15 protein-coding genes are annotated in these 24503 nt (G+C 72.0%); 4 read left to right on the forward strand and 11 right to left on the reverse strand.

Annotation, left to right across the window (positions count from 1 at the left end; translation table 11 throughout):
* Positions 1–9: 9 nt before the first annotated feature.
* The 4 genes from panD to ABEA34_RS08960 all read right to left on the reverse strand — a co-directional run bounded on the left by panD (position 10) and on the right by ABEA34_RS08960 (position 4118).
* Positions 10–429 carry an aspartate 1-decarboxylase gene (gene panD / locus ABEA34_RS08945; protein WP_345520900.1) on the reverse strand — a complete coding sequence of 140 codons (420 nt, stop codon included), beginning with the start codon at positions 427–429 and terminating at the stop codon, positions 10–12.
* Complete coding sequence (gene panC, locus ABEA34_RS08950) at positions 429–1322, reverse strand: pantoate--beta-alanine ligase (RefSeq protein ID WP_345520901.1); 894 nt, start codon at positions 1320–1322, stop codon at positions 429–431. The genes panD and panC overlap by 1 nt, the downstream gene beginning before the upstream one ends.
* Positions 1319–2257 (reverse strand): Rossmann-like and DUF2520 domain-containing protein, encoded by a 939-nt coding sequence (locus tag ABEA34_RS08955; RefSeq protein WP_345520902.1) that lies wholly within the window; start codon positions 2255–2257, stop codon positions 1319–1321. Before ABEA34_RS08955 ends, panC begins: the two co-directional genes overlap by 4 nt.
* A 145-nt stretch (positions 2258–2402) precedes the next feature.
* On the reverse strand, positions 2403–4118 hold the full coding sequence (locus ABEA34_RS08960) for a class I SAM-dependent methyltransferase (protein WP_345520903.1): 1716 nt from the start codon (positions 4116–4118) through the stop codon (positions 2403–2405).
* Positions 4119–4286: 168 nt separating this feature from the next.
* Between ABEA34_RS08960 and ABEA34_RS08965 the strand changes: the two genes are divergently transcribed.
* Positions 4287–4913 carry a sulfotransferase family 2 domain-containing protein gene (locus ABEA34_RS08965; RefSeq protein WP_345520904.1) on the forward strand — a complete coding sequence of 209 codons (627 nt, stop codon included), beginning with the start codon at positions 4287–4289 and terminating at the stop codon, positions 4911–4913.
* Here ABEA34_RS08965 and ABEA34_RS08970 read toward each other — a convergent pair.
* A complete protein-coding gene (locus ABEA34_RS08970; protein ID WP_345520905.1) occupies positions 4910–6619 on the reverse strand; it encodes a glycosyltransferase family 61 protein in 1710 nt (569 codons plus the stop codon). The two genes, ABEA34_RS08965 and ABEA34_RS08970, sit on opposite strands and share 4 nt — an antisense overlap.
* Positions 6616–7785, reverse strand: coding sequence for a hypothetical protein (locus ABEA34_RS08975; RefSeq protein WP_345520906.1), 1170 nt, complete (start codon positions 7783–7785; stop codon positions 6616–6618). The genes ABEA34_RS08970 and ABEA34_RS08975 overlap by 4 nt, the downstream gene beginning before the upstream one ends.
* 135 nt (positions 7786–7920) lie before the next feature.
* On the opposite strand from ABEA34_RS08975, the gene ABEA34_RS08980 reads away from it, so the two are divergent.
* On the forward strand, positions 7921–9333 hold the full coding sequence (locus tag ABEA34_RS08980) for an SDR family NAD(P)-dependent oxidoreductase (RefSeq protein WP_345520907.1): 1413 nt from the start codon (positions 7921–7923) through the stop codon (positions 9331–9333).
* 69 nt (positions 9334–9402) lie between these two features.
* Here the strand turns inward: ABEA34_RS08980 and ABEA34_RS08985 are convergent, their stop codons facing one another.
* The 3 genes from ABEA34_RS08985 to ABEA34_RS08995 form a co-directional block, all read right to left on the reverse strand.
* Positions 9403–10662 carry an HNH endonuclease signature motif containing protein gene (locus tag ABEA34_RS08985; RefSeq protein WP_345520908.1) on the reverse strand — a complete coding sequence of 420 codons (1260 nt, stop codon included), beginning with the start codon at positions 10660–10662 and terminating at the stop codon, positions 9403–9405.
* Between the two features lie 323 nt (positions 10663–10985).
* Positions 10986–14558, reverse strand: a complete 3573-nt coding sequence (locus tag ABEA34_RS08990; RefSeq protein WP_345520909.1) for a bifunctional glycosyltransferase/CDP-glycerol:glycerophosphate glycerophosphotransferase — start codon at positions 14556–14558, stop codon at positions 10986–10988.
* A gap of 108 nt (positions 14559–14666) precedes the next feature.
* Positions 14667–16037: an endonuclease/exonuclease/phosphatase family protein gene (locus ABEA34_RS08995; RefSeq protein WP_345520910.1), complete on the reverse strand. Its 1371-nt coding sequence runs from the start codon at positions 16035–16037 to the stop codon at positions 14667–14669.
* Between the two features lie 138 nt (positions 16038–16175).
* On the opposite strand from ABEA34_RS08995, the gene ABEA34_RS09000 reads away from it, so the two are divergent.
* Positions 16176–19391: a bifunctional glycosyltransferase/CDP-glycerol:glycerophosphate glycerophosphotransferase gene (locus ABEA34_RS09000; protein WP_345520911.1), complete on the forward strand. Its 3216-nt coding sequence runs from the start codon at positions 16176–16178 to the stop codon at positions 19389–19391.
* On the opposite strand, the gene wecB is transcribed toward ABEA34_RS09000, so the two are convergent.
* Entirely contained in the window at positions 19392–20474 is a 1083-nt protein-coding gene (gene wecB / locus ABEA34_RS09005) for a non-hydrolyzing UDP-N-acetylglucosamine 2-epimerase (RefSeq protein WP_345520912.1), read from the reverse strand. It abuts the gene before it with no gap.
* An 83-nt stretch (positions 20475–20557) separates the two neighbouring features.
* Here wecB and ABEA34_RS09010 point away from each other — a divergent pair, with 83 nt between their 5' ends.
* Positions 20558–21811, forward strand: coding sequence for a nucleotide sugar dehydrogenase (locus tag ABEA34_RS09010; RefSeq protein ID WP_345520913.1), 1254 nt, complete (start codon positions 20558–20560; stop codon positions 21809–21811).
* Here the strand turns inward: ABEA34_RS09010 and ABEA34_RS09015 are convergent.
* A complete protein-coding gene (locus ABEA34_RS09015) occupies positions 21808–24408 on the reverse strand; it encodes a bifunctional glycosyltransferase/CDP-glycerol:glycerophosphate glycerophosphotransferase (protein WP_345520914.1) in 2601 nt (866 codons plus the stop codon). The genes ABEA34_RS09010 and ABEA34_RS09015 overlap by 4 nt on opposite strands.
* Between the last annotated feature and the right edge of the window lie 95 nt (positions 24409–24503).

Raw genomic sequence — 24503 nt, forward strand, 5'->3', positions numbered from 1 at the left:
TGTCGCAATCTAACGCGCGGCGAGCTGGTCGCCGCGGAGCAGGCCGGAGCCAGCGGGCGCCTCGGCCGGGTCGAACCCCGTCGCGAGGATCTTGTTGTCGGCGTCGACGAACACCACGTGGGGCTGGAAGTCGCGCGCCTCGGCCGTCTCCATCTGCCCGTAGGCGATCAGGATGACCAGGTCGCCGGGGTGCACCAGCCGGGCCGCGGCACCGTTGATGCCGATCACGCCGGAGCCGCGCTCGCCGGCGATCGTGTAGGTCTCGAGGCGGGCGCCGTTGGTGATGTCGACGATGTGCACGAGCTCGCCGGACAGCAGGTCAGCGGCGTCGAGGAGGTCCTCGTCGACGGTCACCGACCCGACATAGTGCAGGTCGGCCTGGGTCACCGTCGCCCGGTGGATCTTGCTCTTCATCATCGTCCGCAGCATCAGGACGCTCCTTCCCGCGGCGGCACGGGGGAACCGAGCACCAGCGGCATGTTGTCGATCAGACGGGTGGTGCCGACCCGGGCGGCGATCAGGATCCGGGCCTCGGTGCCCGGGGGTACGTCGGCGGGCAGGACGCCCAGTGCCGGGTCGGTGATGACGAGGTAGTCGAGGTCGACGCCGTCGGCCGACCGGAGCTCGGCGCGGGCGGCGGCGAGCGCGACGTCGGCGCCGTAGTAGGCGCCCTCCTGCGCGGCGCGCAGGGTGCGGCTCAGGGCGGTCGCGTACTGGCGCTGCTCGTCGTCGAGGTAGCGGTTGCGGCTCGAGAGCGCGAGGCCGTCGTACTCGCGGACGGTCTCAGCACCGACGACGTCGACGCCCATGTTGAGGTCGAGCACCATCCGCCGGATGAGCGCGAGCTGCTGGTAGTCCTTCTGCCCGAACACCGCGACGTCGGGGCGCACCAGGCCGAAGAGCTTGGCGACGACGGTGAGGACGCCGCGGAAGTGGCCGGGGCGGGTCTTGCCCTCGAGGACCTTGCCGAGCGGGCCCGGCTTGACGGTCACCTGCGGGTCGCCGCCGGGGTAGACCTCCTCGACGCCGGGCGCGAACACGATGTCGACGCCCTCGCGCTCGCAGATCTTGAGGTCGTCCTCCAGCGTGCGCGGGTAGCGGTCGAGGTCCTCACCCGCGCCGAACTGGAGCGGGTTGACGAAGATCGACACGACGACCGGTCCGCCACCGACGCGCTCGCGTGCCGTCTGCATCAGGCTGGCGTGGCCTTCGTGCAGGGCGCCCATCGTGGGCACCAGGCCGACCGGGCGCCCGCCGATGCGGGCGTCGGCGAGCAGGGCCGAGAGCTCGTCGCGGGTCGTGGCGACGACGGGCGTGCTCATGGACGGCGTACGTGCGACGGCGCGCGCACCGGGCGCTCCGCCGCGTCGAGCGCTCGCAGGATGGCAGCGGCGCGGATGGGCAGCACCCGGCCGTCGGTGACCGCACGGTCGAGGGTGTTGCGGGCGAGGGCGACGTACGACGTCAGCGTCTGCGGCGCGTTGGCGCGGATGTCGGCGAGGTGGGCGCGGACGGTGTTGACGTCGCCGCGGACGATCGGCCCGGTCAGGGCGGCGTCACCGTGCTCGAGCGCGTTGTCGAGGGCGGCGGTGAGCAGCGGGCGCAGGGTGCCGGCAGGGTCGTCGGCGCCGGCCGCGGCGAGCATCTCCATCGCCTGGGTGACCAGGGTGACGAGGTGGTTGGCGCCGTGCGCGAGACCGGCGTGGTAGAGCGTCCGCATCTCCTCGGGCACCCACATCGGGGTGCCGCCGAGGTCGGCGACCAGGGACTCGGCGAGCGGCCGCTCGGCGTCGCCCGCGGTCAGGCCGAAGACGCAGCCTCCCCCGAATTCAGCAGAGAGACGCTCGAGGTCGATCGCGGTGCCGGTGAACGTCATCGCCGGGTGCATCGCGACCACTCGCGCGCCGACGGCGGCGGCCGGCTGGAGCACCTCGAGGCCGTGCCGGCCCGACGTGTGCACGACGTACTGCCCGGGCCGGATGGCGCCCGCGTCGCTCAGGGTGGTGACGACGTTGCGCAGCATGTCGTCGGGGACGGTGAGCAGCAGCAGGTCGCAGGTGCGCGCGACCGCGGTCGGCTTCAGCGTCGGGACGCCCGGCAGCAGGTCCGCGATGCGGGTGCGGGAGGCGTCGGACTCGCCCGCGGCGGCCACGATCTCGTGACCGGCGGCGCGCAGGGCGGCGGCCAGGACGGCGCCGACGCGACCCGCGCCGACGACCCCCACCCGCAGTCCGGTCGCCCGGGGGTGCAGCGTCATGTTAGGACCTTTCGTTCCAGTCCCTCCGACCACTCGCTCCCAGACTTCGGGGGCGAGCCGGGTGGGGTACCGGACTACCGATGCTGACGCTGTGAGCGTACGCCGCGCGCTACCTCCCCGAAACAGAGCCGTCACGTGGGGTAGGTCACAGGCGGTGCGCGACCACCCGCATCAGCACCGGGTCCTCCTCGCCGTACGGCGAGAGGCCGGTCCCCTCCTCCTCGTGCTCGACCGCCCAGCCGCGTCCTCGGAGGTCGGCCACGAAGGCGGGCCCGTTCTGGAAGCGCCGGTAGTGCCGGGTGTGGACCTTGGTGGTGCGCGCGTCCTGGTCGGTGCGGAACTCCGCGGCGAACGCGTCACCGGGCCGGGCGTGGGCGTCGATCGCGTCCAGCAGCGCAGCCTGCACCTCCTCGCGGATGGCGTGCAGGAAGAAGCGCAGGTAGAAGAGCACCGGGGCGCCGTCCGGGTCGCGGACCACGTCGAGGGCGGCGCCGAGGTCGTCGACGCTGGCGACGTCGCAGGTGCGGAACTCGACCCGGTCGAGACCGAGGTCGGCCGCCCGCTTCTGGGCGTGCTCGATCCCGACCGGCGACTGGTCGAGGCCGAGGACCCGGCGGTCGGTGGTGCCGAAGGCGCACGAGTCGCGCCCGTCGCCGCAGCCGATGTCGACGACGGTCCCAGCGGTGTCGGGCCGGGCGCTGACGAACTCGAAGAACGTCGAGCCGGTCGTGTACTCGGTGCGCGCGTAGAAGTCGGCCCAGTAGACCTTGGTCCGCTGCTCGACGCTGAGGCGGCCGTCGAGCGCGGCGCTGGTCCGGTCGATGTCCCAGTTGAAGCCGGGCTTGGGCAGCCGCCAGTCCGCGCCGTACAGGTGGGCGATCAGCGCCTCCGGGTCGCGGGGCGCGAGCGCAGTGCCGCCCGGCAGGTCGATCTCGGCGGTGCCGCTCCACTGCGACTCGGTGAAGTCGGTGCTGCCGGCGACCCCGAAGGGGAAGCACAGCCGCCCGTCGGCGTCGAAGTAGGTGTGGAAGAGGTCGATGCGGTGGTCGGGGTTGTCGGGATCGACGATGTGCAGGCACGCGGGGTGGGCCTCGGCGCGGAGCCCGTCCGCGACCAGGGCCAGGGCGATCCGGACGAGCTCGTCGGCCGCCTCGGGGCCGGTCCGGGCACGCGAGACGTACGCCGCGTCGAAGTCGACGTCGTGGCCGATGTAGCCGCCGTCGCGGACCGCGCCGAGCAACGTCCCGTAGATCACGAACGCGTCGTAGTCGAGATCGGCACGCAGCAGCGCGCGCACCCGCTCGTAGAGGGCGAGCACCGCGGCCTGCCACTCGGTGTCGAGGCGCTTCGAGAGCTGGACCCGCCCCCACTGACCGAGGACGTAGCCGCTCGCCAGCTTGTCGCGCAGGTCGGCCGGGGTCTGGGTGCCCTTGGTCCGCGGCCGCAGGAACATGCCGTGCTGGTTGATCGGCAGGGGCTGCCCGTCGGCGACGACGCGCACCTGGGTGTCGGGGCCGCAGTAGTCCCAGATCTCGCGCAGCCGGAAGGAGAAGGTACGGATCTCGGCCCGGCTGTTGCGCCGGTCCTTCGCCGGGCCCGGCAGCATCGGGTCCCCGCGGCCGGGTCGGCGCGCCTTGCCGGCGCGGACGCTCGTGGAGCCGCTCATCGCACCACCCGGGGTGGCGTACGTCGAGCAGACGTCGACCTGGCCGACCCTCAGCGTGATGCGCGTGGGCGGCGTCCCCGGAGGCACGGACACCCAGCCGGTCAACAGCGTGTGGGAGAAGTGCTCGACGATGCCGACGACGGGCGGCGCCGCGACCGGGGCCCGCCCGCGCAGCCGTCCGGCCGCTCTGCCCAACCTGCCCACCAACGACACGTTGCTCCACCTTCCAGCCGGCCCGGGTGGGGTAGTTGACCGACGAGCCGACACTCTATTGCTTGGTCGCCGGCCGTTAGGGTGGGGGAACGACGAGTCCCCGCCTCGGGTTCTCGGTGGGGTGCCGTGGGTGTAGAGGAGCGACGTGTCGTGCCGGTGTTGATCAAGGACGGCCGTTCGGTCCTGTTCATCCACATCCCGAAGACGGCGGGGACCGCGGTCGAGCGGTCCTTCGAGCGCGCCGGCTGGTCGGTGCACTACAAGGAGAACCGCCGCACCCACCCCGAGACCTTCGACCTGCTGCGCTGCCCACCGCAGCACTTCCAGGCATCGCTGCTCACCGAGATGTTCGCGCTCAAGAAGTTCGACCTGATCTTCACCACGGTGCGCGACCCGATCGCCCGGTTCCGCTCCGAGTTCACGATGCGCAACCGGAAGCTGGAGGAGCCCCCGACCAGCGAGCAGGTGGACGCCTGGGCCGAGCGGGTCTTCCGGCGCTACGAGGTCAACCCCTACATGTTCGACAACCACCTGCGCCCGCAGACCGAGTTCCTGGTGCCCGGCGCCGAGGTCTTCCGCCTGGAGGATCGCCTCGAGACCATGTACGCCGACCTCAACGCCCGCTTCGACTTCGGTCTGGACGGGAGACCGCGCGGTCTCAGGAGCGGCAACGTGACGAACCTGCACAGCTCCGAGGTGCCGATCTCCCCCGAGCTGACGGGCTACCTCCGCACGCGCTACGCGGCGGACTTCCGCGACCTCGGCTACGACAGCTAGGGCAGCTCGTCGAGGAGCCCCCGCAGGAACGGGCCCTCGCGCTCGGGGTCGTAGCGGAACGAGTCGTGCAGGCCGCCGCCCGAGCGGCAGACCACCGCATCGATGTGGTGACGGCGCACCGCCGACATCAGGAACTCGTTGCGCGGCATGTAGGACTCCGACGTCACCGTGATCACGCGGGTCGGCTGGGGCACGAACGCGATCTGGAAGAGCCCGCTCCCGGCGTACCCACCGATGGCCTCGGCGCCACGGAAGAGCTGCACCTGCTCGCCCAGGCTGTAGTCCTCGGGGTAGACGACCTCGAAGCCGTAGCCGGCGAACACGCCCTCGAGCTCGTCCGGGTTGACGCAGGCCCGCTTGTCGCCGCGGCGGCCGACGAAGAACCGCCGTGGCCACTCGCGTTCGGGGGCCGCGGCCGCGAGCCGGTCGCCGACGGCGTCCCAGGTCTCCACGATCCGCGGGTGGATGAAGTCGCCGAGGCAGAACATCGGGCTGCCGGAGATCAGCCGCTCGACCCGGACCGGGCCCTCGACGAAGGTGATCCGGTCGCGCGGGATGCCGCAGGCCTCGTAGAACTGGAGCTCGTACTCGACCAGGCCCTGTCGCTTGGGCGTTGGCGTGAGGATGACCCGCGTGTCCGGGTCAAGCGCGAGCGCCTCGGGCCAGCTCCACACCCTCGAGATGGTCTCGGTCATCAGGTGGCCGAAGTGGCCCCGGAACTCGTCGTCGAGGTGCAGGAACGTGCCGGACAGGTGCGGGATGTCGTCCGCGAGGCGCTGCCGCGGGAGCGCGAAGTCGTCGGCGATGTCGACCAGCTGCCGGTGCCGCAGCACGCCGTTCTGGTTGTGCCGGAACGTGTCGGGCAGCAGCACCCGGCCGTCGGTGACGATCTGCCGCGTGCGTACGACGACGTCGCGGTAGTCGCGCAGGCTCAGCTCGGCCGCCGTGATCGGACGGTGTCCCGGGCGGAGCCGCGGCTCCGGGCCTTCGACGCCCTCCGGTGGCTCCGGCGGGTCGCCCGCCGGGATCTTGAGGACGACCCGGTGGGGCGTGTCGGCGAGCTTGAGGTAGCGGTTGAAGCGCGCCTCGTGCAGCTTGACCAGCACGTCGGGCAGCGCGTGCCAGAGGAGGAGGTGACCGCCGGACGCCTTGCTGCGGACGTGCTTGCTGATCGCCACCAGCTGGTTCTCCGGCACCCGCCGCCGCCAGTTGAGGGTGCGCAGCGGCGCGGGCTCGGTGGCGGCGCCCGCGGCGAGCAGCTCGCCGAGCGGTCCGGGCTCCTCTCCGAGCTCCCCCGCACCGCCCACGACGATGTAGCGACCACGCGGGCGGAGCTGGAAGAAGGTCGCGCTGAAGCGCCGTTGGCGCTGGTCAGCGGGACCGGCGTCGACGATCACGTCGAACGGGCCGGCCGCGGTCATCGCCAGGTGTCGCTTGCCCCCACTCTCCGGAGTCTCGATCACCCGGGCCTGCGGCACCGCGGCCCGCAGGAGCTCCAGCAGCTCCGGCTCCGCCGGGCCGAGGACCGCCACGACGGCACCGTCGGGCAGCGAGAGCGACCGGATCAACCGCTCGACCCGGACGGGGCCTCGCGGCTTGACCGCGGGCTCGGCCGGGTCCACCTCGGGCTGGCTCCGCCGCACCCATCGGGCCGTGCTGCGCGCACCGGGCACCCGTGCGACCGCCCGGCGTACCAGACCCGTCATGTGCGCTGCCTCAGCCGGCGACGGGCTCGCTTGCCGACCTCGCGCAGCAGCTGGCGGCCGCCGTACGCCTCGAGGCCGGGGGCGTCGCCCTCGGAGGCCGGTGGCTGGTAGTCGAGCCCGGACTTGTAGAAGATGTCGGCGATCCGGCCGGCCGAGTCCACCGAGACGGTGTCGGGAGGTGTGGCGTCCTCGGGGAAGGCGGCGGGGTCGACCAGGAGGTCCTGCAGGTCGCCGATGACCGTGGCGTCGGAGCCCTCGACGGCCGAGATCCAGCCCTGGGTGTAGTCGTTGGCACGCTCGGCAGCCCAGCGCGGTGTCCGGATCGGGTACGGCGTCAGGCCGGTCAGGTGGCGCAGGCCGGTCTTGCCGGCCGCCCCGACGGTGAACATCCACGTGGGGTGGTCGCCCCCGCGATCGGTGTAGGCGATGTTGAAGTGCCGCAGCATCTCCGCCTCGGGGTAGGGCAGCGACGAGTTGTCGAGGTCCTGCAGCTTGAGGGTCTCCTCGGGCACGCCCATCAGCCCCTCGAAGGCCCGGAGGTGGGCGGAGCGGTCACCCGGGGCGGGCACGACGAACACGAGCTTGTCCTCACCGAAGACCGCGCCCCACTCCTGGACCACGCGACGCAGGCTGAAGCGGTGCAGCTCGGGCATCACCCGGGTGTACTTGACGTGGACCTCGCCGTCGACCGACACGGCGTCGAAGTGGCGGTGCAGCCAGGCGTCCAGCGAGTCGGTGCCGCGCCGCCGCAGCACCTCCTGCCACTGGGAGGCGAGCAGCGGGGCGAGGGGGCGCAGGGTCAGCACGACGGTGACGTCGCGGCCCAGCTCGTCGGCGATGTGCTGGATGCGCTCGGGGCTCGCCTGCGTGAGGGTCTCGCTCGACCAGATCGTGCAGCGCGCCGTCGAGGTGCGGAAGCTCGTCGCGAGCTCCTTCCACCGGTCCTGCCAGGCGTCGTTCCAGTACGGCGCCAGCGTGCCGGCCGCGGTGAGCGCCGTCTTCATCTCGTGCCGGCCACGTCCGACGTTGGCGACGCCCAGCCCGCGCAGGGTGGGACGGGCGTCCTGCAGGGCTGCCTGGAGCGCCGTGGTGCCCGTCTTGGGCATGCCGATGTGGATCAGGGCCGACCCGTCCGGCAGGGGTGCGGCGGTCTCCGCTGAGCGCATTCGGAACGTCATCTCCTTCGTCGCACCGCAGCCGGCGGGTGGGGAACGCGGTGCCGGTGCACTCTACCGGGGGACGACCCGGCCGACCTGCCCTGCCGGGGCTGGCGGCGGACGACGCACGATAAGGTCGGCGCCGTGAGGAACGTAGCCGTGCTGCTGGCCGGAGGTGTCGGCGTACGGGTCGGTCTCGACGTGCCGAAGCAGCTCATCAAGATCGCCGGACACCCGATCATGGAGCACACGCTCGCGATCCTCGACCGGCACCCCGACGTCGACGAGATCGTCGTCATGATGGCTCCCGGCCACCTCGACGCGGTGCACGCGATGGTCCGCGACGGCGGCTACTCCAAGGTCACCTCGATCCTCGAGGGCGCCGGCACGCGCAACGACACCACGCTGGCCGCCCTGGCCGCCCTGGGCGACGAGGACTGCAAGGTCCTGTTGCACGACGCCGTACGCCCGCTGGTCAGCGCCCGGATCATCACCGACTGCTTCACCGCGCTCGACACCCACGACGCCGTCGACGTGGCGATCCCGTCGGCCGACACGATCATCGAGGTCGGTCCGGACAACACGATCCGGGACATCCCGCCGCGCTCCAACCTGCGTCGCGGCCAGACGCCCCAGGCGTTCAAGCTCGCCACGATCCGGGAGGCCTACCGGCACGCCGGCGAGGACCCGAACTTCGAGGCCACCGACGACTGCACGGTCGTGCTGCGCTACCTGCCCGACGTCCCGATCTGGGTCGTCCCCGGCGACGAGCGCAACATGAAGGTCACCGAGCCGATCGACATCTACATCGCCGACAAGCTCTTCCAGCTGACCGGGAACGACGCACCGGCGATGCGCAGCGACGAGGCCATGCGCGCCGCCCTCGACGGCAAGACCATGGTGGTGTTCGGCGGCAGCTACGGCATCGGCGCCGACATCGCCGAGCTCGCGGCGTCGTACGGCGCGAACGTGGCGTCGTACAGCCGCTCGACGACCCAGACGCACGTGCAGCGCCGCGAGGACATCGGCGCCGCGGCCCGCGACGCCGTCGAGCGGTTCGGGTCCGTGGACTTCGTCGTCAACACCGCCGGCGTGCTCCCCCGCGGCACCCTGGTCGAGGCCTCCGACGAGACGATCTACTCGGCCACCGACATCAACTACATCGCGCCGATCCTGATCGCCCAGGAGTTCCACCCGCTGCTGCGCGCCACCCAGGGCAGCCTGCTGCTCTTCACCTCGAGCTCCTACACGCGCGGACGCAGCGGCTACAGCCTCTACTCCTCGGCGAAGGCCGCGACGGTCAACCTGACCCAGGCCCTGGCCGACGAGTGGGCCGCCGACCGGATCCGCGTCAACTGCATCAACCCCGAGCGCACCGGCACCCCGATGCGCACCAAGGCCTTCGGCGACGAGCCCGCCGGCTCGCTCCTCGAGTCGACCGCCGTCGCCAAGGCCTCCCTGGAGGCGCTCGTCTCCGGCGGCACCGGGCACGTGATCGACCTGCGCCGCCTCGACCCGCTCGAGTCGCTGCGGTTGACCGATGACATCGAGGCCTGAGCCTCGAACCCACCCTTGTCCGCTGCCGGACATGGCTGTGACCCCGTCGGCGGTGCCGGCGGGGTGTGGTCAGCGGGTATGTCGGGTGTGGGTGGTGTCCCAGGCGTAGGAGTACCCGTAGGGGGTGGTCCAGGTGAACGTGGTCGGTCCGGTGCGGGTGACGGTCCAGCCGCCGTGGGTCTTGTAGCGGTGGTGACCCCGGCAGAGGGGCGCGAGGTTGACGGACTCGGTGTTGGTGCCGTCGAAGTTCTCGAGATGGTCCAGGTCCGCTGGCCGGGCTGGTCGGGTGCAGTGCGGGAAGACGCAGGTCGCGTTGGTCAGGATCGCCTGCTCGCGCATGGTCTCGGTCGGTCGGTAGGCGTCCGTCGACAGGTGCTCGTTGAGGTCGATGACCGGGCGGACCGTCACCTTCGTGTTGATGCCGGCGCACCAGCCCTTCACCTGGTCGACTGACACCGCGGAGCGGGTGTTCTCGACACCGGCGACTCCCGCGTCGGAGAGGTGCACGTAGATCACGAGCTCCCGCTTCCGCTGCGGCCGCGGTTCGTCCTGGGTGCCGAGGTCGAGGGTGAGCTCGCGGCGGGCCAGCGCTCCGGCGGCCATGGACCGGCGGACGTTGAGCGACTCCTCGCACCCGAGGTCGGCGAGCTCCTTCGCGCCGGCGGCGATCGCGTCGTTGAAGTCGATCGCATCGGCCAGGTCGAGCTCCCCGTCGACGTGGACGGTCCCGTTGAACGACACCTGGTCCAGGTCCACATCCAGGCACCTCTCGTCGGAGGCCTCCCGGCGCCGCTTCTCCGCGAGGTCCGGGTCGAACCGGCGGATCGCGTCCTCGACGGCGCGGTCGATCTGCGCGAACGAACACCGACGGAGGTGATGCGCGAGGTGGGCGTCCACGTGACGCGCACCGTCACGGCACAGCGGCTTGGTGGCCTGGGCGATCTTGCGGGCCTTCCACACCTGCACCCGACCCGCGGTGACCGCGGCCCAGATCTTCGGGAGCCGGTAGCGGATCTCAACCGCATCACCCAGGTAGGTACGGCCGGCATCGGTGGACATCCCCAACGCCATCGCGAGGTCACCGACGCAGAACTCCGCCACCAACGGCGCACCCAGTCCGGCGACCGCGAGCTCGCCCTGGGTGCCGTCCACGGTCGCGGCGTCATCGATCGTGTCGGTGGGGTTCATGACCGCCCACTGCACAGCCAGCTTCAGCTTGTCGATCTCGACCTGGTTGCCGATGAGGTGGCGGTCGTGGAGCGCGGCCAGCACCTGGTCCGGCGAGTCGTACGACTCCCCGGATCCGGTGGTGTGCTGGCCTTCGCTCATAGGTCCAGCCAAGCACTGGCCACCGACATTGAGGTGCTCAGAACCCCTTGTTTGACTGGGATGTGGACACTTTCCAGAAATACTTCCGAGGATCTTTTCGCGGCCGCCGGTGGGTGGTTGCCGGCGGTCGGAAGGCCGGGCACCAACCGCAACCCGCTGCCCGCCGTACCCGGCGTAGCTGCCTATCGGCGGCCGACCCGAGTCGACCCGCAGCCATCGCACATCGCGCTGCCCACGCTGCGGGGGTCTCGACGACGCTCGCTGGCGCTCGCTGCTCGACCACCGAAAAGCCGGACGCGAGCCGTCGACCGACAGTCGACGGCTCAGCCGAAGAAGGCCTTGACGACCTTCTGCGCCGAGTGGCCGTCCTGGAGGTAGTTGTAGCGGTCGTGGAAGGTCTTCATCGCGTCGGCGTACTGGCGCTGGACGCCGTCGAGGTCGCGCAGGAGGGCGATGACCTGGTCCGGGGTGTCGACCAGCGGCCCGGGCGCGGACTCCTCGAACGGGTAGAGGAAGCCGCGGACGCCGCCGGTGTAGGTCGCGAGGTCGGGGACCAGGAACACCATCGGCCGGCCGGTCAGCGCGAAGTCGAACCGCAGGGACGAGTAGTCGAGCACCGCGGCGTCCGAGGCCAGGATCAGGTCGTTGATCTCGGGGTAGTGGGTCACGTCGACCAGCTGGGCGTCGCCGTCCGGCGTCGCGGTGCGGCCGTGGAACCGGTGACCGCGCATCAGCAGGACGTAGTCCCGACCGAGCTTGCGGCTCGCCGCCTCGACGTCGAGGTGCAGGACCGCCTCGGCCCGCCGCCAGTTGGTGGCCAGGTCGTCGCGCCAGGTCGGCGCGTACAGGATCGCGCGCTGACCAGGGGCGATCCCCAGCCGGGCCCGGGTCTCCTCGCGGATCCGCTCCGCGTCGGGTGAGAGCAGGACGTCGTCGCGCGGGTAGCCCTCGTGGTGGATCGGGCCGTCGTAGCGGTACTCGCGGCGGTAGTGCTCGTCCATCTCCGGGGCGGGGGTCAGGATCATCGACCAGTCCCGCGACGTCCGGGCCAGCTCGAGCTCGATGCGCCGCGGCGTGTAGCCCTTGCCGTCCCACATCCGGATGCCCATGGACTTGGCCGGGTAGCCGTGGAACGTCTGGAGCATCTGCTGCCCGGGCCGCAGCGCGAACCACCGGTCCGGGTCGATGTTGAGGCACAGGTAACGGGCGGTGGCGATCACCCGGTACCACTCGCGGGAGTGCATGAGCAGGGGCGTGCCGCCCTCGGGCACCACGGAGGCGCCGTCGACGACGCCCCAGTAGATGGTGAGGTCGGGCCGGGACCGGCGCAGCTCGTCGTGGATCGCCCGCTGGCTGTCGGTGGCGGTCACGCCCGTGTAGGACTGGAGGTAGACCGCGTTGTCGTCGAGGGGCAGGTCGCAGGCACGGTACGCCGCCTGCAGACGGGCCTGGGCGAGCTGGCCCCGGTCGGCGTCCGAGAGCGGCGGCATCAGGACCAGGCCCGCCTCGCGGCCGCTGCGCGAGCGCCGCATCCGCACCTGGTCGGTCACGGTGAAGTCGAGCAGCTGGTCGAGCAGGCCTTCGCCGACCAGCGCGCGCCCGGCGTACGGCGACGCCTGGGGACCGAACTCCACGCTGAAGCGATAGCCGCCGATCGGCAGCAGGGTCTCTCCGAGGCCCCACTCGTCCCAGCGCATCGGGAACCGGAGCCGGAGCCCACCGTCGGCCTCGCTGACCTGGCCGTCCACGGTGACCCGCCGGCGACCGAGGCGGACGGCGTACCGGGCGGGCGGGGTGCCCAGCCAGCGCGCGGTGACGTCGATGGTGCCGTCGCCCAGGTCGATGTCCTCGACGACCAGTGTGCCGAGCACGTCCACCACGTCGACGTCGCCACTGTCGGACCGGCTCAGCGCGACGGCGCCGGTGCCGGTGCCGAGCCACTGCGGCGCGTCGGCGGGCCAGGCGATGCCGACCTCACGTCCGGACGCGGTCACGGCCACCAGCCGCAGCCGGCGCGGCGGGTCGGCCGGCCGTTGGCGGGGCAGCTCGAGGCTGATCGTGGTCGGTCCGACGGTGTCGGCGCACCGGACCCGCGCGACCGTCCCGACCTGGTCGACGGCCCGGACCTCGGTCAGCCGCTCGCCCTCCGTCTCGACGGTGGCGTGGACGGTCGAGCCGGCGACCGTCGCCTCGACGAGCCGGGGCCCGGAGGCGGGCGCCGCGACGAGCTTGAACCGGCTCGCGTGCCGGCCCCGGACGCCGACCCGCGCACCTGCGACGAGCCGGTCACCCAGGTGCCCGGTCTCGACCATGCCGGCGGACGCGCGGTCGTCGATCTCGGCGATGGAGCCGGTTCGGGTCAGCCCACGGGCCTGGACCTCGAGCTCGATCCTCCACGAGGTCTCGCGACCTCGCTCGGCGGCCCGAGCAGCCAGCACGGTCGTGTCGACGGCGAGGGTGACCGCGCCCTCGGCGTAGTCCTGGTAGCGCGAGCCCTCGAAGAGGTTGGCCCGCACGTCGGCGTACCGCGTCACCTCGACCGGCAGCCGCTCGCCGCTGCCGTGCTCCACGAGCCAGGCCCGCACCGCGGTGTCCGGCCCGAGGTCGACGTGCTCGATCCGCGCGAAGCCGCGCAGCTCGAGGCGCTGGGGGGTGACCCACTGGATCCGGTAGAGCGCGGCCCACAGCGGCGTCTCGGCCTCGCGCATCTCGAACGCGTCGAGAGGTACGCCGACCGCAGGGTCCTCGAAGTACGGCAGCCGCGCGAGCACGACGCCGTCGCGGACCTCGGTGGGCCGGTGGGAGCGTTCGAACAGCCGGGCCTCGACGTAGTGCTCGAGCTCCTGGCGCCGGTCCTCGCGCACCAGCCAGAGCTTGACGCGCGAGTCCGCCCGCAGGCTCGCCCACGCGCTCTCGCCCCCGGACGCCACGAGCTCGTCGACGACGTCCCGCAGTCGTGCCCACTGCTCCGGTGTCGCGCGCTCGACGTCGCCGAGGAAGGGCTGGATCGCCGCGTCGAGCGTGCCCCAGAGCCACCAGTCGAGGACGTCGGGGAGCTCGAGGGCGGCCACGGACCGCTGGGTGGCGGCGTGCTCGTCGAGCCAGCCACCCAGCTCGGACAGCACGTCGCGGACGGCCCCGACGCTGACGCCCTCGCGGCGGCCGGTCGGGATGTAGGTCGCGTCGCGCAGCAGGTCGAACGACGGCGCCGCGACGTAGGACTGCAGCGCGAGCTCGGTGCCCAGCCGGTCGCGGGGGTCGAACCGGAGCCCGGCCTCCTGCCAGAACGAGCGCCGGAGCATCCGGTTGCCGACCCCGAGGTCGGTGATCGCGACCGGGGTCTCGGCCAGGGTGGTGCCGCGGATCTCGGTCTGGTGGGCGGCCTCGAACGGCGACTCGACCGAGGCGTTCAGGGACAGCGGTGGCTCGATCCGGCCCACGGCCATCGCCGACCCGGTGTCCTCGAGGCACAGCACGAGCCGCTCGATCGCGTGCCCGGCCAGGTCGTCGCCTCCCCGGGCGAAGACGAGGTAGCCGTCGCGGGCCCGAGCGGCACCGGCGTTCCAGGCGGACGCGAGGTCCGCGGCCGGCGACTCGATGCGGATGCGCCAGTCCTCGGCGGCCTGCTCGCGGGCCGCCGCCAGCGCTCCGGCCGCCGGTCCGTAGGGCACGACGAGGACGTCGAGGTTGCGGTGGCTCTGGCCCCGGATCGACTTCAGGCAGGGGACGATGCGGCGGGTCTCGGAGTCGCTGACCGCGACCACGATCGTGACGCGCGGCCCCTGCCAACGACCTCGGAGGGCCCGGGTGGTCCGGCCCAGTGGTCCCCGGACGGCGGGCGGGGCGGCACGACCGATCCGCACGAGCGTGCGCTCGAGCCGTTGCCGTGAACGCACCCAGGTCTCCTTCCGTCCGCAAGCCCCACGATCGTATCGGGACCGCTGCCGTCGGCTACGCCGAGGTGGACCCCGGCGCAGCAGGTGGCGGAAGGGTGACCGGTCCCGTCAGGGAAGCGGCTCGCCGATGGGCATCTCGGCGATCTGCATGAAGTGGTCGGACGCCACGTTGACCGCCTTGGTGTAGGCCAGGTTCTTGTACCAGTACGACCCCTTGAGGGGGCCCTTGCTCATGATGTAGTCGCGACGGAGCGGCTCGGCCACGACCGGGAAGTCGAAGTCGTTGGTGCTCGGGTACTGGCCGTTCATGACGTCGTTGGTCGCGAGGGAGTCGTACCAGCCGGACTGGATCAGGAGGCGGTGGACCGCGTTGTCGGGCGGCGTGTAGATCGTGGAGTTCAGGTCACCGGCGAGGAAGACCTGCTCCGAGGGGCGCGCCGCCTGGAAGTCCGCGACCTTGTCCAGGATGGCGTTGGCCTGCTTCAGGCGGGCCTTCGTGTACTTGCCCGTGGTGCCCTTCGGGTCGTTCCCGGTCGACAGGTGCGCGGAGATGAAGGTGAAGGTGATGTTGGTCGAGCGCTGCCGGAACCGCGCCCACGAGGTCCAGCAGGTGTCGGAGGCGGCCACGCCCTCGACGTGGAAGAAGCCCTGGTCGAGCAGCTCGTACTCGCTGTTCTTGTAGAGGATGCGGGTCCCCTGGCGACCGTTGCCCGGCTGCGTGGCCGTCTTGAAGGGCAGCGAGTTGGCCAGCTGCCAGTCGGCGGCGGGGTAGAGGGCGGCGAGACGGTTCTCGATCCGGTTGTACTGCCGCTCGTTCTCGTTGCTGTAGCCGACGTCGTCGCTGCCGCTGGCCTCCTGGATCGAGACCACCCCGGCACCGCTGTCGTTGATCGTGGGGTAGACGTAGTCCTGACGGTTCGCCCACGAGTACGGCTCCGACTTGCTCTTCTCCACGTTCCAGGAGCGCACGTTGAACGTGCCGAGCACGGCCGTGCCGGTCGCGGTCGGGGTGACCGTCACCGGGGCCTTGATCCACTTGGTGGGGGCCTTGCCGACCGGGCCGTACTTCTTCTTGCGCACCATCTTGACCTGCACGAAGGTGAAGGCACCGGACGCCGGCGTGACCAGGCTGGCGTGCGGCACCACGATGCTCCGGCGCTTGTTCTTCAGCTTGTAGAGACGCGTGTGCTGCTCCATGGTGCGTCCGGTGGAGGTGCGGACCTCCCAGCGGACGATCCGCTTCGTCTTGGTGGTCGTCTTCCACGTCACCTTGATGGTGCCGGCAGCCGTGTTCCGGAGACCCACCTCGAGGTAGCCGGTGGGCTCGACGAAGCCCTGGTACGCCGTCGTCGTCACCTTCGCCGCCGCTGCCGGCGGGGTCGGCGCGGCTCCTGCGCCCTCGGTCGTCACGGCCGGCATCACGCCGGCCACGAGCCCGATCAGGCAGAGAGCCACCATGCGGCGGAGGGAGCGGGTCATCGTCGTCCTTGGGTTCGGCGTGTGGGAGCGCCACCATCATCGGTCAGAGTCGGCGCCACCGCACAAAAACCGACGAGGTCGATCGGCGGCGCACCGCCCGATACGCTGCGAGCCCCCGTCGCCCACCAGAACAGGCCGATGCCCGATCGTCCACGACGCCGTCGACTGACCGACCTGATCGGGCAGCGCGGCGACCCGACTCCGCAGCCGGCGGCCGAGCCTGCTCCCGACCCGTCTGCGCCCGGTCGTCACGAGGTGGCCCCGGTCCTCACGGTCGTCGTGCCCGTCTACAACGTCGTGGAGTACCTCCCCGAGTGCCTCGACAGCCTGCTCGGGCAGACCCTCAGGCGCCTGGAGGTCATCGCCGTCGACGACGGCTCGACCGACGGGTGCCTCGACGTCCTGCGCCGGTACGCCGAGAACGACGCGCGGCTGCGCGTCCTGACGCAGGAGAACTCCGGCCAGGGCGCGGCCCGCAACCTCGGCGTGGCCGAGGCGCGAGGCGAGTTCCTCACCTTCTGCGACGCCGACGACGTGGTCCCGCCTCGGGCCTACAAGGCGATGGTCCGCACCCTGCAGCGCACCGGCTCCGACTTCGTGGTCGGCGCCGCCCAGCGCACCCGGCACGGCCTGGCCCGCCAGGTGGCCTGGGGTCGCGCCGTCCACGAGTTCGACCGGCTCGCCACGACCATCGACGACTTCCCGGCGGCGATGCAGGACATCATCGCGTGCAACCGGGTCTTCCGCACCGCCTTCTGGCGCGACCGGATCGGCGGGTTCGGCGCCCGGACGGCGTACGAGGACCACGTCCCGATGCTGGCCGCCTACGTGCGCGCCGAGCGGTTCGACGTCCTCGCGCGGGTGACCTACCTGTGGCGGATGCGCGAGGACCGGACCAGCACCGGCCAGCAGAAGGCGGTGCTGCAGAACCTCCTGGACCGGATCACGGTCAAGGAGGAGGCGTTCGCGCTGCTGCAGGCCGAGGCCAGCGAGGCGACGTACGACGCATGGGTGGGTCGCTGCCTCGACATCGACTTCCCGCCGTTCCTGGCGCACGCCCTGATCGGGTCCGACGACTACCGTGCCGCCCTCGCGGCGACGTACCGCACCTTCCTGGACCGGGCGACCGACCGGGCGCTGCGCATGGTGCGGCACGACCGCGCGGTGCGCGCGTGGCTGTGCGCCGAAGGCCTCTGGGACGAGCTGGCGGTGGCCGACGAGCACTTCCGGGGTGCGGCCCTGCCCGCGGTCCGGGTCGAGGGCGACCGGCTGTACGCCGTACCCGACCTGCCGGACGCGGTGAACGCGCTGGTGCCCGGCGAGCTGTGGGCGCTGGCCGACTCCGAGACCGCGCCGCGCACCGGGCTGCGGTCCGTGGCCGTCGACGGGACGACGATCCGGCTGTCGGGTCGGGCGCTGGTCCCGGGTCTCGGCACCTCGGAACGGCCGCTCGACCTCGAGGCCTGGCTGGTCGAGGCGTCGACGGGCGCGGTCGCGGCCCTCCCGGTCGAGACGTACGCCGACCCCGAGGTCGACCAGTGGGCCGACGACGGCAACGTCAGCTACCTCCACTCGGCGTTCGACGCCACCGTCGACGTCGCCGCGCTCCCTCCCGTGGAGGAGCCGGCCACGTGGACGCTGCGGCTACGGCTGCGCGCGGGCCTGGTCGTCCGGGAGTCGGGGGTCTACGAGGCCGTCGACGGATCGGCCGCCCAGCAGCTCCGACCCGAGACGGTCGAGCTCGGCGGGTCGGCGGTGCTGGTCGAGCCGGGGTGGGACCAGGCGAGCGGGTTCCGGCTGCAGTGCGGCCCCGCCCCCGCGCCGGAGCCCGACAGCGAGCCGGTGCGCGGCCTCCAGGTGCTCCGCCTCGAGCTCGAGCCGGGCGCGCTCGTCGTCGACGCCACGGCGACGGACCTCTCCGTGGACGAGCTCGCGGCCGCCGTGTGGCGGGGCCAGCACGTCGACCTCCCGGCGAGCGCCGTGGAGACCGGCGCCGGGTCGGTGCGCCTCCGCTTCGCCACGACGACCACCCCGCCGCACGGGCTCGCCCTCCTCGCGCCGAGCGGGCGCTACACGCTGGTCGTCCCCACCGACGACGGAGCCGAGGTCGAGGCGACCGCGGCGGCGCCGCTGGCCCGGACCCTCCCCCGGTCGAGCGTCGACGAGGAGCTGAGGCTGACCCGGCGCCTGCGGCCCAACGGCACGCTCGACGACGACCAGCGGCGCCCGGACGTGCAGCTGCGATCGCGCCGAGCCCACCAGCTGCGGACCACCGAGCCGGATCCGACCCCCGGCGTACTGCTCCGCGCCGGTCGTGGCGCCGTCGACGACAGCCCCGCGGCCCTCGACGCCGCGCTCGCCCGGCTCCGGCCCGACGTCGGCCGCACGTGGGCCGTCCGGGACCGCAGCGTCACCGTGCCCGAGGGCGCGCGCGGCGTGCTCGTCGACGGACGGGGCTGGTACGACGCGCTGGCGGCGTCCCCGATGCTCTGGGTCAGCGGCGAGCTGCCCGACTACTTCGTCAGGAGCCCGCAGCAGCGGACGCTCCAGACGTTCGCGGGCTTCCCGACCGCGCCGATCGGCGTCAGCGCGTGGCAGGCCCGCGGCCAGAACGCCCGGGCGGTCGGCCTCGAGGTCGCCCGCCGACGACAGCAGTGGGGGTGCCTGCTCGCCCCGACCGACGCGGTCGCGGAGCTCTACCGCACCGAGTTCGAGTTCGAGGGCCCCGTCCTCGTCACCGGCTACCCACGCTGCGACGACCTGGTCACCCGGGACCGGGACCGGGTCCGGGATGCCGTGCTCGCCCGCATGGGCCTGCCGGCCGACCGCACCGTGGTGCTCTACGCGCCGGTCCACCGGGACCGCGCGGCCCGCGCGCTGCTGCGGTCGGCACCGGACCCGGACCTCGACGTACGCCGCCTCGCGGCCGCGCTCGGACCCGACCACGTGGTGCTGACCCTCGGCGTACGCGCTCCGGACCGCCCGGACCCGGGTGCGGCTCCCGTCGTCGACGTCACCTCCTGGCCGGCCGTCAACGACGTCCTCCACACCGCCGACGTCGCCGTGCTCGACTACTCCGAGCGCCGCTTCGACTGGGCGCTGACCCGACGTCCGGCGATCTTCCACGTGCCCGACCACGACGCCTACCTGGAGGCCTATCCCGGACCGATCGACTTCGACAGCACCGCCGCAGGGCCGCAGGTGGCGGACCTGGAGGGCGTCCTCGGCGAGCTCGGTGACCTCGCCGGGCTGCGGGAGCGCTACGCGGGCGCCGTCGACACGCTCAACTCGACGTACAACGCACTCCACGACGGCCACGCCGCCGAGCGGGTGGTACGGGCACTGCTCGGCTGATCAGCCGGGCAGCCCGGCGACGACGATGTCGGCGATGCGCTCGCCGGCGGCGCCGTCCCACAGCGGCGGCACCAGCCCGTGGGCCGGGCCACCACCGGCCAGCACGGCGTCCACGTGCTGGGTGAGGTCCTCGGTCGTGACCAGCCGGTTGGTGCCGTGGGTGATCGTGACCGGCCGCTCCGTGTTGGGCCGCAGCGTCAGGCAGGGGACACCGAGGACCGTCGTCTCCTCCTGGATGCCGCCGGAGTCGGTCACCACCAGCGTCGAGCCCTCCACGAGCCCGAGGAACTCCAGGTAGCCGAGCGGGTCGGTGGCATGCACCCGCGGGTGGTCGAACAGGCCCGACGCCGCCAGCTGCTGCCGGCCGCGCGGGTGCACGGGGAGCACGACGTCGATCCGGTCGCCGACCTCGCGCAGGGCGGTCACCATCCGGGCCAGGGTCGTGGGGTCGTCGACGTTGCCGGGCCGGTGCAGCGTGGCCACGGCGTACGTCGTGGGCAGGCTCAGTTCAGCCACCACGCGGGAGCCGTCGAACCGGTCGCGCAGCCGCAGCAGCGTGTCGATCATCGGGTTGCCGACGAAGTGGAGCCGGTCCGGGTCCACGCCCTCGCGGGCGAGGTGCACGAGCGCGTCGGCGCTGGTCACGAGCAGGACATCACTCAGGCGGTCGGTGACGACCCGGTTGACCTCCTCGGGCATCGTCCAGTCGAAGCTGCGCAGGCCGGCCTCGACATGGGCGACCCGGATCCCGAGCTTCGAGGCCACCAGCGCCGCCGCCAGCGTCGAGTTCACGTCGCCGTACACGACCACCAGGTCGGGGCGCTCCTCGAGGAAGACGGTCTCCAGGGCGGTCATCATCGCGGCCGTCTGCGCAGCGTGCGAGCCGGAGCCGATGCCGAGGTTCAGGTCCGGCTCGGGCAGCCCGAGCTCCTGGAAGAAGACCTCCGACATGTTGCGGTCGTAGTGCTGACCGGTGTGGACCAGGAGCTGCCGGACACCCCGTCGCTCGAGGGCGGCGATCACCGGCGCGGCCTTCGGGAAGTTCGGTCGGGCACCCGTGACGTGCAGGACCAGCGCGGACATGCGTTCCTCTCGACGGACGGTCCCTCGGGCGGACGGGGCGTGAGAGCCTTGCCGTGGTTGGGCCTCGAGGAGCGGACAGAGCAGTGGGCAGTGTAGTCGTCGTGGGACTCGGGTACGTCGGGGTGCCGCTGGCCGAGCTGGCCGTCTCCCGCGGTCTGGAGGTGACCGGCCTCGACACCTCCGACCGGATCGTGACCGGCCTGAACGCCGGGGTCTCGCACATCGACGACCTCGGCGACGAGGACGTCGCCGAGATGCTCGCCGGCGGCTTCCGGGCGTCCTCGGACCCCGCGGTCGTGGCCACGGCCGACACCGTCGTGATCTGCGTGCCGACGCCGCTGGACCCGGCTGGCGGGCCCGACCTGTCCATGGTGCGCGCGGCAGCGAGATCGATCGCCCCGCACCTGACCAGCGGCACCCTGGTCGTGCTCGAGTCCACGACGTACCCCGGCACGACCGAGGAGGTGCTGCGTCCGATCCTGGAGGAGCTGTCCGGGCTCACGGTCGGCTCCGGGCTCGCGCTGGCCTTCTCCCCCGAGCGCGTCGACCCCGGCAACCCCGAGTTCGGCATCGCCAACACCCCGAAGGTCGTCGGCGGCACCACCGAGGAGTGCGCCCGACGGGCCGAGGAGTTCTACTCGCAGCTGACGTCCCAGGTAGTCGTCGCCCGCGGCACGCGCGAGGCCGAGATGTCGAAGCTCCTGGAGAACACCTACCGCCAGGTCAACATCGCCCTGGTCAACGAGATGGTCCGCTTCTCCCACGAGCTCTCGATCGACTTCTGGGACGTGATCCGGCTCGCGCGGACCAAGCCCTTCGGGTTCCAGGCCTTCTACCCCGGCCCGGGCGTCGGCGGCCACTGCATCCCGATCGACCCGAACTACCTCTCCCACCGGGTCGAGGAGCAGCTCGGCTACCCGTTCCGGTTCGTGGAGCTCGCCCAGGAGATCAACTCCGGCATGCCGCGGTACGTCGCCCAGCGGATCCAGTCGCTGCTCAACGACCGGTCGCTGCCGGTCAGGGGCTCGGGCGTCCTGCTGCTCGGCGTGACCTACAAGCCCGACATCGCCGACCAGCGGGAGTCGCCCGCGATCCCCCTGGCCCAGGTGCTGCTCGGGATGGGCGCCCGGGTCTCGTACGCCGATCCGCACGTGCCCGCCTGGGTCGTCGACGGTGCGGTCCGGGCCGACGACCCGGTGTCGGCCGCGGCCGAGGCCGACATCACCGTGCTGCTCCAGCAGCACCGTGCGTTCGACGTCGACGCCATCGCTGCTGCCGCGCACTGCTTCTTCGACCTGCGCGGGGTCGCGACCGGTCCTGGGGTCGAGCGGCTCTAGCCGCCGGCCGTCCCGATCCGGTCGAGCGGTCGTCCCGCGGCCGCGCGCGGGACCTTGCGGTCGAGAGCGAGGATCGCCTCGGTGACCCGTTCGCAGCACCGGCCGTCGCGCACCGGGAAGGTCGCCGCGATCCGCGCGTCGTACGGCGCGGCCGGCACCGGTCCGTGCTCCAGCGCCGCGAGGATCGCCGCGACCACCTCGTCGTGGGTCGCCCGCACGGGCCCGAACCCGTCGCGCTCGTAGTCGAAGTAGCCGGTCCGACCGACGTGGTCGCCGCCGAGGACCCGCTCGCGGTCGAACTGGTAGTAGACGACCGGCCGGTCGATGTAGGCGGAGTTGAACGCCATGGAGGAGTAGTCCGTGACGAGCAGCGCGGCGCGGGCGAAGAGCTCCCGCACGTCGGTCCCCACGAACGAGAGCTGGCGCACGTGGTCGGGCAGGTCCACGCCCTCGAGCACCTCGCTGAGGTTGGGGTGCGGCAGGAACCCGATCGTGAGGCCGTGACGAGCGCACGACTCGGCGACCCGGGGGTCGCCGAGCACCGCCGTCCAGCGCTGGAAGAACTCGGACTCGAAGAACTCGGGACCCGGCACCCCACGTCGCTGGGTGCCGTTGATCAGCGGCAGCGCCAGCCAGTTGCGCCAGGTCGGCGCCACGAGCAGCAGGTCGCGACGCTCGGGCCCGATCTCGGCGCCGACCCGGTGCAGCAGGTCGAACCGCGGCAACCCCGTGAGGACGGTCTCCACCTGCGTCGCCTTGTAGGCCGTGTGGTCGGCCACGATCGACTCGAGCTCCGGGACGGTGCTCGTGACGATCAGGTCGATCGGCTTGCGGTTCAGCCAGGTCGAGAGGTCGTCCTTGATGACCCCGTGCTGGAGGAAGGTGAAGCGCCAGGGCTTGTCGACGAAGTCGAGCTCCCCGGGGTCGACGATGGCGTCGTCGGCGTGCGACGACACCAGGTGCCGGCAGTTGAGCATCAGCAGCTTCCACTGGTCGGACCCGAACGCGACGAGACGTCGACCGTGGCCGTCCTTGCGCAGGCGGCGCCAGTCAGGCGTGTCCTTCTCCAGGACGAACCATGCGTTGATGTCCGGTCGCTCGCGGCGGAGATGACGGAAGAGGTGCTCGCCGCTGTCATCGGCGTCGTGGATGCGGTCCATGAGCACCCAGGCGCCCTCGAAGCGCCGGCGCGTCTTGCGGGAGGACGCCTGGTCCAGCAGCTGGTGTTGCTCGGGGGTGAGGCCGGGCGGTCGCTCGATGCCGCGGCTGCGGTCGTCGGCCTGCTGGATCTTCCCGGGGAAGAGCGTGCGGACGACGGGGTCCGGCTCGCTCGGGTGCAGCACCACGTCACGGTGGTCGAGCTGCAGCCGGATCGAGGCCCGCGCCGACGTCCAGAGGATGCGCTCGTGCAGCAGCACCCGACCGTGCGACACGACGTCGCGGATCTTGGCGGCGTACGGCGTCACCGTGACGCCCTTGACCTGGAGGCGCTCGTGCGGAGCCGCGCCGGTGAAGTAGTAGGACAACCGGACCAGCTCGCGACGCCGGTCGTACCCGGTCACGGTGGCCTGCCCCTCCTGCCACGCGTCGCTGGCGTAGCCGTGGAGCAGGAGGTAGCGCCACTCCCGCTTCAACGGACGCGCCCGGAACCCCTCGACGACGCTCGGCTCGAGGTGGCCGACGATCTCCGCCAGCAACGAGTGGAACTCGTCCGCGACCGCACCACGACCGGCGGTGGCCGCGCCGTACCTCTCATCGGTGCTGAAGAACCACGACAGGTCGTAGATCACCAGGGCCTGGAGCCATGCCGGGACGGCACCGTGCTGGGCCACCGCGCGCTGGAGGACGTCGAGGTAGCCGTACCGGAGCACGCTCGTGTAGCGGCCGGCGTCGGAGAGGCTGCGCTGGAGGGTCGAGGTCCCGTCAGCGCGGCGGCGGTAGTGGTAGCGGGCCCGGCCGATGAAGCCGACGACGGGGTCGGGGACACCCAGCAGGTACCGCGCGGTGAAGTGCCCGTCCTCGAAGTTGGGCCGGACCCGGTCGTCGAAGCGCAGGTCCTCGTCGATCAGCCGATCGCGACGGAAGAACGCCGCGGGAGCACTGCCGGTGAAGAAGTCGATCCCGTCGTTGAGCCGCCGGGGGACGTCACCGTCGCGGAACATCGAGCGCAGCGGGTGCCGCCTGACCTCGCCGGTGGCGTCGTGGACGATGGAGAACTGCGTGACCATCAGGTCGATGTCGGGACTCGAGTCGACGAAGTCGCTCACCCGCTCGAGGTAGTCCTCGGCCACCCAGTCGTCCGGGTCGGTGAAGGTCACCCAGGTCCCTGAGGCGTGCCCGAGCCCGAGGTTGCGGGCGCTGCCCTGACCGCTGTTGGTCTGGGTGAGGACCTGCACCCGGATCGCGGACTCGGCCTGCCACCGCCGGAGCCTGGCCAGGCTGCTGTCGGTCGAGCCGTCGTCGACGACGATGACCTCGAACCGCTCGGGCGCGAGGGTCTGCGCCTCGATCGAACCGATGAACTCGTCCAGGTACGGCGCGACGTCGTACACCGCAGACACGATCGAGAACGAGGGAGCGTCGGTGCGCGGCGACATGGGGCGGTGACTCCTCAACCGGCACTACTTCCGAGATTCCGGCTACCTCGACGGATGGACCTCGGGCAGTCTAGCGAGGTGCCGGGGCCCGGACC

Origin of the sequence: Nocardioides conyzicola (assembly GCF_039543825.1) — a bacterium.
In the GTDB taxonomy this organism is placed as follows: Bacteria; Actinomycetota; Actinomycetes; order Propionibacteriales; family Nocardioidaceae; genus Nocardioides; species Nocardioides conyzicola.